This window comes from Paraburkholderia sp. (assembly GCF_004298475.1).
GTDB lineage: Bacteria > Pseudomonadota > Gammaproteobacteria > Burkholderiales > Burkholderiaceae > Paraburkholderia > Paraburkholderia denitrificans.
In genome coordinates this window covers 242,983-256,604 of the sequence record NZ_SCRP01000022.1, presented here as the reverse complement: position 1 = coordinate 256,604, position 13,622 = coordinate 242,983, and the positions used below count along the sequence as shown (strand labels likewise).

11 protein-coding genes are annotated in these 13,622 nt (G+C 67.6%); 7 read left to right on the top strand and 4 right to left on the bottom strand.

The window, feature by feature from the left end; genetic code table 11:
• Positions 1 to 17 precede the first annotated feature (17 nt).
• On the top strand, positions 18 to 2,111 hold the full coding sequence (locus EPN59_RS12435) for an ABC transporter ATP-binding protein (protein ID WP_293042979.1): 2,094 nt from the start codon (positions 18 to 20) through the stop codon (positions 2,109 to 2,111).
• Between the two features lie 931 nt (positions 2,112 to 3,042).
• Here the strand turns inward: EPN59_RS12435 and EPN59_RS12430 are convergent.
• Positions 3,043 to 3,888 carry an aldo/keto reductase gene (locus EPN59_RS12430; RefSeq protein ID WP_293042982.1) on the bottom strand — a complete coding sequence of 282 codons (846 nt, stop codon included), beginning with the start codon at positions 3,886 to 3,888 and terminating at the stop codon, positions 3,043 to 3,045.
• 240 nt (positions 3,889 to 4,128) lie between these two features.
• On the opposite strand from EPN59_RS12430, the gene EPN59_RS12425 reads away from it, so the two are divergent.
• The 3 genes from EPN59_RS12425 (at position 4,129) to EPN59_RS12415 (ending at position 8,042) form a co-directional block, all read left to right on the top strand.
• A complete protein-coding gene (locus tag EPN59_RS12425; protein WP_293042985.1) occupies positions 4,129 to 4,875 on the top strand; it encodes a GntR family transcriptional regulator in 747 nt (248 codons plus the stop codon).
• A gap of 200 nt (positions 4,876 to 5,075) precedes the next feature.
• Positions 5,076 to 6,512: a multidrug transporter subunit MdtD gene (mdtD, locus tag EPN59_RS12420; RefSeq protein WP_293039108.1), complete on the top strand. Its 1,437-nt coding sequence runs from the start codon at positions 5,076 to 5,078 to the stop codon at positions 6,510 to 6,512.
• A gap of 228 nt (positions 6,513 to 6,740) precedes the next feature.
• Positions 6,741 to 8,042, top strand: coding sequence for an EAL domain-containing protein (locus tag EPN59_RS12415; RefSeq protein WP_293039105.1), 1,302 nt, complete (start codon positions 6,741 to 6,743; stop codon positions 8,040 to 8,042).
• 75 nt (positions 8,043 to 8,117) lie between these two features.
• Here EPN59_RS12415 and EPN59_RS12410 read toward each other — a convergent pair whose 3' ends face one another.
• Positions 8,118 to 8,738, bottom strand: coding sequence for a TetR/AcrR family transcriptional regulator (locus EPN59_RS12410; RefSeq protein ID WP_293039102.1), 621 nt, complete (start codon positions 8,736 to 8,738; stop codon positions 8,118 to 8,120).
• A gap of 62 nt (positions 8,739 to 8,800) precedes the next feature.
• Between EPN59_RS12410 and EPN59_RS12405 the strand changes: the two genes are divergently transcribed.
• Positions 8,801 to 9,376 carry an isochorismatase family protein gene (locus tag EPN59_RS12405; RefSeq protein ID WP_293039099.1) on the top strand — a complete coding sequence of 192 codons (576 nt, stop codon included), beginning with the start codon at positions 8,801 to 8,803 and terminating at the stop codon, positions 9,374 to 9,376.
• Positions 9,377 to 9,505: 129 nt separating this feature from the next.
• Here the strand turns inward: EPN59_RS12405 and sodB are convergent, their stop codons facing one another.
• Complete coding sequence (gene sodB, locus EPN59_RS12400) at positions 9,506 to 10,084, bottom strand: superoxide dismutase [Fe] (protein ID WP_293039096.1); 579 nt, start codon at positions 10,082 to 10,084, stop codon at positions 9,506 to 9,508.
• A 301-nt stretch (positions 10,085 to 10,385) separates the two neighbouring features.
• Positions 10,386 to 11,765, bottom strand: coding sequence for an exodeoxyribonuclease VII large subunit (xseA, locus tag EPN59_RS12395; protein ID WP_293039093.1), 1,380 nt, complete (start codon positions 11,763 to 11,765; stop codon positions 10,386 to 10,388).
• Between the two features lie 594 nt (positions 11,766 to 12,359).
• Here xseA and lpxK point away from each other — a divergent pair.
• Both lpxK and EPN59_RS12385 read left to right on the top strand, forming a co-directional pair.
• Positions 12,360 to 13,424, top strand: a complete 1,065-nt coding sequence (gene lpxK, locus EPN59_RS12390; protein WP_293039090.1) for a tetraacyldisaccharide 4'-kinase — start codon at positions 12,360 to 12,362, stop codon at positions 13,422 to 13,424.
• Positions 13,405 to 13,608 carry a Trm112 family protein gene (locus EPN59_RS12385; protein WP_293039086.1) on the top strand — a complete coding sequence of 68 codons (204 nt, stop codon included), beginning with the start codon at positions 13,405 to 13,407 and terminating at the stop codon, positions 13,606 to 13,608. Before lpxK ends, EPN59_RS12385 begins: the two co-directional genes overlap by 20 nt.
• The last annotated feature ends 14 nt before the right edge of the window (positions 13,609 to 13,622 follow it).

Genomic DNA, 13,622 nt, shown 5'->3' with positions numbered 1-13,622 from the left:
ACGATGAGCCCGCAACGATGAGCCCACAGCGCGCCGCCCCGCTCGCGACATTCGACGCCCCGCACGGCGGCGACGACGATGCGCTCATGCTCGTCGGTCTCACCGTCGCGTACCGCACGCGGGGCCGCGAGCGCGATGTGCTGACCGACGTTTCGCTGCGCATCCGGCGCGGCGAGACGTACGGGCTCGTCGGCGAATCGGGCTGCGGCAAGTCGACGGTGGCGCTCGCGGCGCTGCGCTATCTCGCGCGCAATGGCCGCGTGAAAGCCGGACGCATCGTCATTGCCGGGCAGGACGTGCTCGCGCTCGACCAGGAGCGCTTGCGCGCTTTGCGGGCCAACACGGTGTCGATGGTCTATCAGGATCCGGCCAGCGCGCTCAATCCGTCACTCACGATCGCGCGCCAGTTGAGCGAGGCATTCGAGGCTGCTGGCGCGAGCGCCGACGAAGCGCTCGCGCGCGTGCCGGAGATGCTCGAGCGCGTGCGCATAGCCGTTCCCGCCCGCGTGATGGCGAGCTACCCGCATCAGCTTTCGGGCGGCATGCAGCAACGCGTCGTGATTGCGATGGCGCTGGCGTCGCGCCCCGCGCTCCTGATCCTCGACGAACCGACGACCGGGCTCGACGCCACCGTCGAAGCCGAAGTGCTCGCACTGATTGCGCAACTGCGCACGGAATTCGGCATGGCGGTGCTGCTGATCAGCCACGACCTCGGCGTGATCGGGCAGATGTGCGATCGGGTCGGCGTGCTGTATGCCGGTCGTCTCATCGAAGAAGGCGCGACGCGCGACGTGTTCGAACGCGCGCGGCATCCGTACACGGTCGGGCTGCTGCGCTGCCTGCCCGCGCGCGGACGCAGCAAGGCCATCGGCCCGCTCGACACGATTCCCGGCGAGCTGCCGGCGCCTGGCACGCTCCTGCGCGGCTGCATCTATGCGCCGCGCTGCCGTCTCGCCGACGCGCGCTGCCGCGAACAGGCACCGCCGCCGCATCGCATGGAAGCGCCGCACGGCGAGCGCATGGCGCGCTGCCATTATCACGAGCGCGCCATCGGGCTGCCGCTCGCCGAGCCCGCGCAGGCGGGCGCGCAAGCCGCGGTGGTGGCCGATCCGGCGGCCGATCCCGCCGTGGTGCTGCGCGCCATCGACGTATCGCGCACCTTCGGACGCGGCGCACGTGCCGTGCGCGCGCTCGACGGCGTCTCGATCGAACTGCGCGCGGGCGAGACGCTCGGGCTCGTCGGCGAATCGGGCAGCGGCAAGACCACGCTCGCGAAACTGCTGCTCGGCCTGTACGCGCCAAACGCGGGCGGGCGCGTCGAACTGGACGGCGAGCCGCTGCCTGCCCGCGTCGGGCGGCGCAGCGCGAAGCAACTCGAAGCGCTGCGGCTCGTGTTCCAGCACCCGGACGCCTCGCTCAATCGTGCGCTGCCGGTAAAGCGGTTGATCGCTCGTGCGCTCGCCCGCACTGGCGCATCTCGTAGGAACGAGCCCACGAACAAGACCACGAACCCGCCCACGCGGCTCGAAGCGCTGCTTGACGCCGTGCGCGTGCCCGCGCGCTATCTCACGGCGCGCGCACACCAGCTCTCGGGCGGGCTCAAGCAACGCGTCGCCATTGCGCAGGCATTCGCGGGCGAGCCGCGCGTCGTCGTCTGCGACGAGCCGACTTCGGCGCTCGATGTCTCCGTGCAGGCGGCGATCCTGAACCTGCTCGCGCGATTGCAGCGCGAGCGCGGCGTGAGCTATCTGTTCATCTCCCACGACCTCGACGTGGTGCGCTATCTCGCCGATCGCGTGATGGTGCTCTACGCGGGCCAGGTCGTGGAAACCGGTCCTGCCGATGCGCTCTTCGGCGGCCCCTGCCATCCGTACACGGAAACACTGCTCGCCGCGCAGACACTGCGTGCGAGCGACAGGATAGATGCGCGCGCATCGAACGCGGGCTGCATCTTCAGCGCGCGCTGCCCGCGCCGCATCGGCGCGATCTGCGACGAACAGGCGCCGCCGTTCGCCGAAGCGGGCAGCGGCCATCGCATACGCTGCCACATTCCCGTGGTCGAACTGCGCACGCTGCAGGCCGCGGCGAACACGTCGCGCGCAAACGTCTGATGTTCGCGCGTCGCGTGAGACGTGAGACGTACTGCGTGCCTGCCGTGCTGAACGCCGGAAATATGCGCCGTGCGTTTCATCGTCGATACGTTTTTGGCGGGTTTTGCGTCGCGCACACGCCATGCAGATCGCCGGATGCCGCTGCGAAGCGGCACGGCGTCCAATGGCACATAACTCGCTAGATCAAGACCAGGCATCCGGGCGCTGGCCTGCCGCGTCATAAGGCGGGTAATCACGCGAGGCCAGCGGACCACCTGGCGCATCGCGCACTTGTTTGCCGCCGCCCGCCCCCGCGGGCGGCGGCAATCGGCAAGTCGCCGTGCTTGTTCCGGCTTTCCGACGCCTCGTTGACCGGATGCCTGCCAAACCGCCTGCATCGGCTCCCATGCGCTTGACGACGCACCGTGGCGGTGACCTGACGGGGATCGGCGTGCGTGCACGACAGCATGTCACCGGACATCAGGCGCACGAGAGGCGTCGGCGCGATTACGCCAGCGCTTCCCGGGGGAAAGACCATGAAAAACTCGATATGCGATCAGCAGTACTGTTTATTAATACGGGGTTGGTCGATACGGGGTGTGGCGATGTATGCGATCGGGACAGGCTTGCTGTTGCCGGGGATCGCGGCCTGCGATCCGGCGAACGATCCTGCGACCGGCCCCGGCGGCGGGCACGGAGGCGGCCATGGCAACAATCATTGAATTCGCCCCGCAAAGCGCCCGCGCCGCCCGTGCCGCCACAGCCAGCACGAGCCGGCACGACGGCCGTTCGCGTCAGGCACGGCATCGGCGGCGGCATCCCGGTCCCACGCTCGGGCAGCGCCGCCGGGGGCCGGACCTCGGTTTCCCCTGCTGCATCTTCGCGTCGCGAATTCCGCTTTGACGCAACGGTGCTGCATCCGTGTCCAGCAGACAGGCGCACATTAGCAACGTCAGAGCATCTCCAGCGGCTGCCTGGCGCGCGGCGGCCTGAAGTACGCGTCGAGCGCCGCGTGTTCCTCCGCACTCAGTTCGAGATCGAGCGCCGCATGGTTGTCGCGCACGTGCTCGATGCGCGCGGCCTTCGGAATCGCGCACACGCCCGGCTGACGCAGCACCCACGCCATCGCCACCCGATAGACCGACACGCCGCGCGCGTGCGCGATGCCGTCGAGTGGCGAGCGCCTTGGCAGCCGCGCGTGATCGACCGGGCTGTAGGCCATCACCGGCATGTGATGGCGCGCGCACCACGGCAGCAAATCGAATTCGGGCCCGCGCCGCACGACGTTGTAGAGGATCTGGTTCGTCGCGCAGCCCTTGCCGCACGACACGGCGAAGAGTTCCTCCATATCGCCGGTGTCGAAGTTGCTCACGCCCCAGTGGCGAATCTTGCCCGCGCGCACAAGCGCCTCGAAGCTCTCCACCGTCTCTGCCAACGGCACGCTCCCGCGCCAGTGCAGCAGGTAGAGGTCGAGCCGGTCGGTGCCGAGACGTTTCAGGCTCGCCTCGCACGCCGCCTGCATGCCGCGCCGGCTCGCATGGTGCGGATACACCTTGCTCACGAGAAACACTTCGTCGCGCAGTCCGCGCAACGCTTCGCCCACGAGCCGTTCGGTCGCGCCGTCACCGTACATTTCGGCGGTGTCGATGAGCGTCATGCCGAGCGCAACCCCCTCGCGCAGGGCTGCAATCTCCTCGGCGCGGCGCACGGCGCGCTCGCCCATCTCCCACGTGCCCTGGCCGAGCTTCGGAACAGGCTCGCCGTCGGGCAGCGTAACGCGGGGGATTCCGGTCGTCATGATGGCTGGCTCCTTGCGCCGTAGCAGGTTCGATGTGCGTTGTGCGTTGCACGTTGTGCGGATCCGGCAATCGTCGGCGATAAACATGACGAAAGATCGTAAAACATCGCAAAACGTCACGAAAATGCCAATGTATCGTTCCGCACGGCGCGCTTTTCGTGAGGGCACCGGGGCGTTGCCGATGGCGTCTTCACAGGCGTCTGTCATAAAATCGGCGTTCGCCTTTCATGCCCGCTTCCCATGAACGCATCCACGGAAGACCGCTGGCGCAATCTGCGCCCGGACCCGGAAAACGATACGCCACTCTATCTGCAGCTCGCGCGCAAGCTGAGCAGCGCAATCCACGAGAACCGCTGGAACGCCGGGGAGGCACTGCCTTCCGAGCGCGTGCTCGCCGATGCGCTCGGCGTCTCGCGCATCACCGCGCGCAAGGCCATTGCGCTGCTCGTCGAACAGGGGCTGATCCGCCGCACGCAGGGCGCGGGCAGCTTCATCACGCCGCGCTACGAAGATCCGCTCTCGCGTCTCACGAGCTTCAGCGAAATGCTGCGCCAGCGCGGCTTCACGCCGAGTTCGCGCTGGCTCTCGCGCGAAATCCAGCCCGCGAGCCGCGATGAAGTGATCCAGCTCGGCCTCTCGCCCGCCTCCGCGGTGACGCGGCTCAAGCGTCTGCGGCTCGCGGACGGCATCGTGATGGCCGTCGAGAATTCCACCTTTCCGGCCGCGCTGATTCCCGATCCGGAAGCCATCGGCGACTCGCTCTACAGCTTCCTCGAACAGCGCGGGCTCGCGATCGTGCGCGCGCTGCAACACTTTCGCGCGGTGAACGCGAGCGAAGAAATCGCCCGGCAGATGAGCATCGCCCCCAACGAAGCGCTGCTGCTGATCACGCGCGTGGGCTACACCGCCGACCACCGCGCAATCGAGTTGACCGATACCTACTGCCGCAACGACTACTACGACTTCGTCGCGGAATTGCGCAAGTAGCGCTCGCGTGGGTCATGCGGGCCGCGTGGGCCGTGCAGGCCGCGTGGTCCGTGCGAGGCCGTTCGCGCCGTTCGTGCCATTCGTGCCCATCAGCGCCGATGGTCGCGCGAGCCGCGCCGTGTCGCCAGCGAACGCCGCTGCGCCGTTTTCCCTAGAATGACGGCTGCCCGCCACGCGCCCGCGCGCTCCAGCCCTCGCCCATGTCCGTCCCTAGCCTGTCATCCGCGCCGCCGCGCCGCTCGTTGTCCGTGCTGCTGTGGCTCGTCGCCACCGGCTTTTTCATGCAGACCCTCGATTCGACCATCGTCAACACGGCGCTGCCCGCGATGGCGACGAGCCTCGGCGAGCGTCCGCTCAGCATGCAGTCGGTCGTGATCGCGTACTCGCTGACGATGGCCGTGATGATCCCGGTCTCCGGCTGGCTCGCTGACAGACTCGGCACGCGCCGCGTGTTCCTCGGCGCGATTCTGGTGTTCACGATCGGCTCGGTGCTCTGCGCGAGCGCGCCCACGCTCGACCAGCTCGTGCTCTCGCGCATCGTGCAGGGCGTGGGCGGCGCGATGCTGCTGCCGGTCGGCCGGCTCGCGGTGCTGCGCACGTTCCCCGCCGAACGCTATTTGCCCGCGCTCTCATTCGTCGCGATTCCGGGCCTGATCGGCCCGCTGATCGGGCCGACGCTCGGCGGCTGGCTCGTGCAGATCGCATCGTGGCACTGGATCTTCCTCATCAACGTGCCGGTGGGCATCGTCGGCTGCATCGCGACGTTCATCTTCATGCCCGACAGCCGCAATCCCGACACGCCCCGCTTCGACTTGCGCGGCTACCTGATGCTCGTCGCGGCGATGGTGACGATCACGTTCGCGCTCGACGGCCGCACCGAACTCGGCATCCAGCATGCCACCGTGCTCGTGTTGCTGATCCTCTCGCTCGCCGCGTTCGTCGCTTACGGGCTGCATGCGGTGCGCACGCCCCGGCCGATCTTTTCGCTCGAACTGTTCAAGATCGACACGTTCAGCGTGGGCCTGCTCGGCAACCTGTTCGCGCGGATCGGCAGCGGCGCCATGCCCTATCTGATTCCGCTCTTGCTGCAGGTGGCGCTCGGGTACACGCCGTTCCAGGCGGGCCTCATGATGCTGCCCACGGCCGCCGCGGCCATGTTCTCGAAGCGGCTCATCACGTACCTCATCATGCGCTACGGCTACCGGCGCGTGCTCGTGACGAACACGGTGCTCGTGGGTCTCGCGATGGCGAGCTTCGCGCTTTCGACGCCCAGCGAGCCGCTCTGGCTGCGCATCGTGCAACTGGCGATCTTCGGCGCGGTGAACTCGATGCAGTTCACCGCGATGAACACGCTCACGCTGAAGGATCTCGGCACGGGCGGCGCGAGCAGCGGCAACAGCCTGTTCTCGCTCGTGCAGATGCTTTCGATGAGTCTCGGCGTGACCGTCGCGGGCGCGCTGCTCACCACCTTCACGGGGGTCATCGGGCACCACACGGGTTCGAGCGTGATCCCCGCCTTCCACGCGACGTTTATCTGCGTGGGCATCATCACCGCAGGCACGTCGTGGATCTTCGGGCAGCTTTCGCCCGATCTGCGCCATACCGCGCAGAAAACCGACCCTTCCGAGCGCACGTAACCGCGCCCGACCATACCGCACCGCACCGCGGCAGTGCACACCGCCACCGCGCGGTGCGCGCGCGCTCGCCGGATGCACCGCGAGCGCCGGGTGCGCCGGACGTCACACGCAGCAGGCTGCAGCGAAACGCGCCCGCGCGCTGTGTTCCCGGACTCGCATACTTTTTGCTGACCTATCCTGTAAACTTGTCGCCTATGCGCGGCATCTGCCACGCGCGCACCCATCGATATGACGAGCATGATCGAACTCGATCCCCCCGGCTTCCAGTCGCGCCCCGTCGCCGGCGAGCAGGGCGCCCGGCGCACCGTGCTGTACGGCAGCTACACCATCTTCAGCGTATTCCAGCCGGTGTTTTCGGTCGCGCACCGCCGCGCGATCGGCTACCACGCGTCGCTGCGCGCGCACGACGAGCACGGCCAGCAAGTCCCCTCACAGGAAGTCTTCACGCAGGCAGCGCGCCGCGGCGACCTGCTGGAACTCGGCCGCCTCGCCGAATCGCTGCACCTCGGCAACTTCAACGCCTTCGATTCGCATGACGAATGGCTTTTCCTGAGCCTGCATCCCGCCGCGCTCATGGACACGAGCTACGGCGACGCGCTGCTCGCCGCCATCAAGGCGCTCGGGCTGCAGCCGCAGCGCGTCGTGCTCGAAGTGTCGGAACAGGCGGGCGGCGAGAATCTGCGCTTCGCGGAGATCATCGACGGGCTGCGCAAAAGCGGCTTCGTGATCGCACTGGACGGCTTCGGCGCGAAACATTCGAACATCGACCGCGTGTGGCAACTGCGCCCCGATATCGTCACGCTCGACCGCAGCCTGCTCGCGCAGGCAAGCCGCCACGCGCATATCGAACGCGTGCTGCCGGGGCTCGTCTCGATGCTGCACGAGTCCGGGCAGCTCGTGCTGGTGGGCGGCCTCGCGACCGAACGCGACGCGCTCATTGCGCTGGAGAGCAACGCTGATTTCGTGCAGGGCGCCTACTTCGCGCGGCCCGACGTCGAGCCGGTGCCGCCCGCCACCGCGTCGAAGCTGATGGACGATCTCTCGGCGCGCCTGCGCGGGTGCATCAGCGCGCGCGAGCGCGCGCAGTCGACCCGTCTCGCGCCGTACATGGGCGCGCTCGAAACCGCGGGCGCACAGCTCGGCGAGGGCGTGCCCATGGCCGAAGCCACGCAGCCGCTGCTCAGCCTGCACGAGACGGCGCGCTGCTTCCTGCTCGACGCGTCGGGCCGCCAGATCGGCGACAACGTGCTGCCCGTCGCGCGCGCGACGCAGCGCGCCAAGCGATTTCGCCCGCTCCTGCATTCGGAAGGCGCAAGCTGGGAACGCAGGCCGTATTTCATCGGTGCAATGCGCACGCCGGGCCGCGTTCACGTCACGCCGCCCTATCTGTCGATCAACGAGGCGCACCTGTGCGTGACCGCGTCGATCGCCGCGCAAACGCCGCACGGTTTGCAGGTGCTGTGCGTCGACATCAACTGGGAAGTGGCCGCGTATCGCCGTGAGGAAACCGGCGCAGCAGGCAGCAAGTAGAGGCAAGGCAGCACGTAGGAGTGAGAGCACTCACCTGCCTTCGCGCGGCGCGCAAGGCGCACCGTGCATGCAGCGTCAGCCGAGCCGCGCGGCCAGCCACGTCGAAAGCACGCTCTTGTACTCGGCGACGAGCAGCTTGCGCTCTTTCGGCTTCGCCGCCGCATAGAGCGGATTGAGGCTCTTGATGACCTCCAGCATCACTTCGGCGATACGAAACGCCTCACCGGCGCCGAGCGCTGCGTTGTAGCGCCGGAAGAGCGCGGCGAAGCGCTCGCGCAGCCGGTTGCGCGTGGCGGCGTCGCGGCGGAACCCGAGCGGCACCGAAAGCAGCGGCAGATACGCCGGATAGTCCGCCATCAATTCGACCATCAGATCGAACAGCCGCCCGGCCAGTTCCGCGAGCGGCAGCGCGGCATCATCGGCTTCGATCAGCGCGCTCCAGCGCGCGTCGATCTCGTCGCCATAGCGCTTGCGCAGCGCGAACGCGACCGCCTCCTTATTCGGAAAGTACTGATACGCCGCGCCGATCGACACGCCGGCCTGCTGGGCGATCTGCGTCATCGTCGCGCCTTCGAAGCCGTGTTCGGCGATGGCGTCGCCCGCCGCCGCCAGCAGCGCCTCGACCGTTCGCGCCGCGCGCTCCTGACGCGGCACGCGTCGCGAGGCGGCCGGATCGTCTGCTGCGGCCCGCGCCATACCTGAACCCTCCCTCACATTCCGTACGATAATGTGAGTTCATCCTCACATATTGGCGATCCATGACGCAAGCCCTTTCCCTCGACCCGCGCACCACGGCGCTCGTGATGATCGATCTGCAGCACGGCATCGTGGGCCGTCCGGTCGCACCGCACAGCGGCACAGAAGTCGTCGCGCGCGCGAAGCAGCTGGCCGACACGATGCGCGCGAAAGGCGCGGCGATCGTGTGGGTGCGCGTACTGCTCAACGAACTGCACCTGCCGTCGGCCGATGCGCCCTTGCGCGCGCCCGACGCGCCGCCCGCCCCGGCCGAAGCGTCCGAACTCGTGCCCGAAACCGGTCTGCAGGCGGGCGACGTGATCGTCTCGAAGCGCCAGTGGGGTGCGTTCTACGGCACCGACCTCGAACTGCAACTGCGCCGCCGCGGGATCAAGACGATCGTGCTCGGCGGCATCGCGACGAACTTCGGCGTCGAATCGACGGCCCGCGCGGCATTCGACCAGGGCTTCGGCCTGGTGTTCGTCGAAGACGCCACGTCGAGCCTGAACGAGGAAATGCACCACCTCACCTTCAGCAAGCTGTTCCCGCACATGGGTCACGTCCGTTCGACGCAGCAGGTGATCGACGTGCTGGAATAAGTGCTGGAATAAGCGCTGGCGTAAGCGCTCGCATACGTTGCAGGCAATAAAAAACCCTCGACCTTAAAAATCGAGGGTTTTTTGCAGGCGCGCCGCGCGATGCGGCGCATGCGCGGCAGGCGCTGTCGCTCAGGCGAAATTCTTCGCGGCGAAGTCCCAGTTCACGATGTTCCAGTACGCTTCGACGAACTTCGGACGCGCATTGCGGTAGTCGATGTAATACGCGTGTTCCCAGACGTCGATCGTGACGAGCGGCTTCGCGTCGGTGGTGAGCGGCGTGGCGGCGTTGCTGGTCGAGACGATGTCGAGCGAGCCATCCGCCTTCTTCACGAGCCACGTCCAGCCCGAGCCGAAGTTGCCGACTGCGGCCTTCGAGAACGCTTCCTTGAACGCGTCGAACGAACCCCACTTCGCGTTGATCGCGTCGCCGAGCGCACCGGCCGGCGCGCCGCCGCCCTGCGGCGACAGGCTGTTCCAGAAGAACGTGTGATTCCAGATCTGGGCTGCGTTGTTGAACACGCCACCCGACGACTTCTTGATGATCTCTTCGAGCGAGAGCTTTTCGAACTCGGTGCCCGGGATCAGGTTGTTCAGGTTGGTGACGTAAGCCTGGTGATGCTTGCCGTAGTGGAACTCGAGCGTTTCTTCCGACATGTGCGGAACAAGAGCGTTTTTCGCGAACGGCAGCTGCGGGAGCGTAAATGACATGATGCGGTTCCTTCGTCGTGTTATGGGGAGTTCTGCGGGATAACCGGCATGGAGCTTGAGATTGTAGTTGACTTGAATCAACCCCACAAATCAGAGGGCTTTATCAAGAATATCGTATGTGTTTGGGTTTCGCGCTGCGCGTGCGCGATGCCGTGACACGGCATGCGAAGCGCGCATTTCATGCGCGTCACGATACGCATCAGACGATATGCGACAGATGAACGGACGCCATGCCGGATCGCGCAAGTGCAGCTAGCACAGCAAACCGCGCGCCCGCAGCGGTCGATGATGCGCCAGTGCGTCAGAAGCTATCGGCAAGGCGCGGCTGAACGTCGGCAAGCGCGACATCGGCACTGCCCTGCGCGAGATGCACGGTCAGGCGTTTGCCGGGCTTGAGCGCCGAAGGCGAGCGCACGGCAGCGCCGCTTTGCGCGTCGAGCAGCGCCGCGTAGCCGCGCTCCAGCGTGCGCTGCGGACTGAGCACGTCGAGCCGCGCCGTCAATTCCGAAACGCGCGCCGCCTCGCGTTCGCGCCGCCGCGCGAACGCAGCGTCGAGCCGCCGGCCAAGCGTCTCCACATGGACCGCCTGCGACGCGGCGTCGGGCCGCACGCGCTGCCAGCGCATCTGCAGGACGTTGAAACGCGCGCGGGCATCGGCCGTTGCGCGCGAGCCCGCCGAGGCGAGCCGGATCGCCAGTTGCCGCAGATGCGCGCGCTGCTGCTCGAGCCGCTGTGCGGGCGACACAAGACGCCGTGCGAGCCAGTCGAGTTGCTGCGCGCGCCGCTCCATCTGCCGGCCAAAGCCGCGTGCCAGCAGCGCATGGCGCTGATCGAGCTCGCGCAGCAGCAGTGCGCGCTGGGGACTCACGAGTTCGGCGGCGCCTGTCGGCGTCGGCGCGCGCATATCGGCGGCGAAATCGGCGATCGTGAAGTCGGTTTCATGGCCCACGCCGCTCACCACGGGAATCGCGCTCGCCGCAATCGCACGCGCGAGCGCCTCGTCGTTGAACGACCAGAGATCCTCGATCGAGCCGCCGCCGCGGCACAGCACCAGCACGTCCACTTCGGCGCGCGCATTCGCGATTTCGAGCATCGCCGTGAGCTTCCCGGCCGACCCCGCGCCCTGCACGGGCGCCGGATAGACGATCACCGGCACGTGCGGCGCACGGCGGCAGAGCGTGGTGAGCACGTCGCGCAACGCGGCAGCCTGCATCGACGTGATCACGCCGATGGCGCGCGGGTGCGTCGGCGGCGTGCGCTTGCGCGCGGCGTCGAAGAGTCCTTCGGCCTCCAGTTGCGCCTTCAGGCGCAGGAACGCTTCGTAAAGCCGCCCCTGCCCGGTGCGCCGGATCGCCTCGACGTTCAGCTGCAGCTCGCCACGCGGCTCGTACATCGTGACGAGCGCGCGCACCTCGATACGGTCGCCTTCGCGCGGCGTGAACTCGGCGTACTGGGCGCGTCCGCGAAACATCACGCAGCGGATCTGCGCCTGGGCATCCTTGATCGAGAAATACCAGTGGCCACTCGCGGCACGCGTGAAATTCGACACCTCGCCCGAAATCCACGCGAGCGGAAACGATCGTTCGAGCATCGAAGCAATCGCGCGGTTGAGCGCCGAAACCGGCACGACAGCATCGCCGCCCGAAGCGAAGGGAGAAGCGGAAAATCGATCGGAATTCATGGGGGGAATGTGCGAAAAACCAGGCCGGACAGACGATAGACCGATCGGCACGGCTGCGTCCAGCACGAACTTCTAAGGGCGCCAGGCAGGGTGAAGTTTCCACATGATTTCAATCAGGTGCGCGGCACGCAAACGCCGCCCGGGAGACGTCGCAATTACGCCGTACACGGTTGATTTTGTGTAGATTTTTATCGGAACAGCCGAGCTGGCCGCCGATGAAACATAGTACTAATGGGCCTTCCAGCCCGTCAGACCGGGGCTTGTCCACAAAGTTATCCACAGGTGGCCGCGCGCCTGGATGCGAGCTTGGCCGCGGCTTGATCGCGGGTTGGTCGCGGCTTGGTCATATATCCGGGCCGTGAAAGCGGCGAGGCAGGCAGCTTGCCGCGTGGCGGGCACACGCGCTAGAGTCCCGGGTTCACAGTGGTCTCTCGGCCACTGCGGGCCAGGTGGCGCGGCGGCACGTCGAACGTCGCGTCATGCGTCGCCGAGCACCTTGCCCGCCCCGTTCGTTCACGCTCCGGAGAACCGCCCGATGCCAGTCCCGCCCGTCCTGCTTTCACGCGCGCACCGGTCGCGCCGGTTCCTGTGCCGATGAGCGGCCTCGCTTCGCGCATCGAGAGCCGGCTGGCACGCGAGTGGCAGCGGCGCGGCCCGCTCGCGTGGGCGCTCACGCCGCTTGCAGCCGTGTTCGCCGCGATAAGCGGCGCGCGGCGCGCCGCTTACGCGCTCGGCTGGCTCAAGACCGTGCACGTCGGCGTGCCCGTCGTCGTGGTCGGCAACGTGACCGTGGGCGGCACCGGCAAGACGCCGACCGTGATCGCGCTCGTCGACGCGCTGCGCGCCGCTGGCTTCACGCCGGGCGTCATCTCGCGCGGCTACGGCGCGAAAGTCGAACGGCCGACGCCCGTCACGTCGGCTACGCCTGCGCGCGTCGCGGGCGACGAACCCCTTCTGATCGCCCGCCGCACCGGTGCGCCCGTGTGGGTTTCGCCCGATCGCGTCGCCGCCGCGCAGGCGTTGCGCGCCGCGCACCACGACGTCGACGTGATCATCAGCGACGACGGCCTCCAGCACTACCGTCTTGAGCGCGACGTCGAACTCGTCGTGTTCGATCACCGGCTGGGCGGCAACGGCTTCCTGCTGCCCGCCGGGCCGCTGCGCGAGACGCTCTCGCGCCGCCGCGACGCGACGCTCATCAACAATCCGTTCGAGCGTGCGCTGCCGCCCTGGCCCAATACGTTCGCGCTGAAGCTCGAACCCGGCGAAGCGTGGCATCTGTCCAGTCCCGCGCTGCGCCGTCCGCTCGCGCAGTTCGCGAGCGCGCCGGACAAACAATCCGCTCAACCCGGCCAGCCTGGCCAGCCCGCCCAGTGCATCGTGGCGGCGGCCGGCATCGGCTCGCCCGAGCGGTTTTTCGCGACGCTGCGCGGCGCCGGGCTCGCCCCGCAAACCATGCCGCTGCCCGATCACTACGCATTCGCGACCAATCCGTTCGCCGACGTCAAGGCCGACACGATCCTGGTCACCGAAAAGGATGCAGTAAAATTGGCGGCCTGGAACGATGCGCGCATCTGGGTCGTCCCGGTCGTTGCCGCGCTCGATCATCGTCTTATTACCCTGGTTGTGGAGAAACTACGTGGACGCCCGTCTGCTTGAAATCCTGGTCTGCCCGATCTGCAAGGGCCCGCTCACCTACGACCGCGCAGCGCAGGAGCTGATCTGCAACGCCGACAAGCTCGCCTTCCCGATCCGCGACGGCATTCCCGTGATGCTCGTCGACGAGGCGCGCCAGACGGTCGAGGGCACGCCGGTCGATCCGGCCGGTCCTGGCGCCGCCTGAGATCCCGCGGCGCT

Excerpts from the sequence above, each read along its gene's own strand:
- EPN59_RS12435 (WP_293042979.1), top strand. The coding sequence starts at position 18 with ATGAGCCCACAGCGCGCCGCCCCGCTCGCGACATTCGACGCCCCGCAC.
- EPN59_RS12430 (WP_293042982.1), bottom strand. The coding sequence starts at position 3,888 with ATGACGACCGGAATCCCCCGCGTTACGCTGCCCGACGGCGAGCCTGTT.
- EPN59_RS12425 (WP_293042985.1), top strand. The coding sequence starts at position 4,129 with ATGAACGCATCCACGGAAGACCGCTGGCGCAATCTGCGCCCGGACCCG.
- mdtD (WP_293039108.1), top strand. The coding sequence starts at position 5,076 with ATGTCCGTCCCTAGCCTGTCATCCGCGCCGCCGCGCCGCTCGTTGTCC.
- EPN59_RS12415 (WP_293039105.1), top strand. The coding sequence starts at position 6,741 with ATGACGAGCATGATCGAACTCGATCCCCCCGGCTTCCAGTCGCGCCCC.
- EPN59_RS12410 (WP_293039102.1), bottom strand. The coding sequence starts at position 8,738 with ATGGCGCGGGCCGCAGCAGACGATCCGGCCGCCTCGCGACGCGTGCCG.
- EPN59_RS12405 (WP_293039099.1), top strand. The coding sequence starts at position 8,801 with ATGACGCAAGCCCTTTCCCTCGACCCGCGCACCACGGCGCTCGTGATG.
- sodB (WP_293039096.1), bottom strand. The coding sequence starts at position 10,084 with ATGTCATTTACGCTCCCGCAGCTGCCGTTCGCGAAAAACGCTCTTGTT.
- xseA (WP_293039093.1), bottom strand. The coding sequence starts at position 11,765 with ATGAATTCCGATCGATTTTCCGCTTCTCCCTTCGCTTCGGGCGGCGAT.
- lpxK (WP_293039090.1), top strand. The coding sequence starts at position 12,360 with ATGAGCGGCCTCGCTTCGCGCATCGAGAGCCGGCTGGCACGCGAGTGG.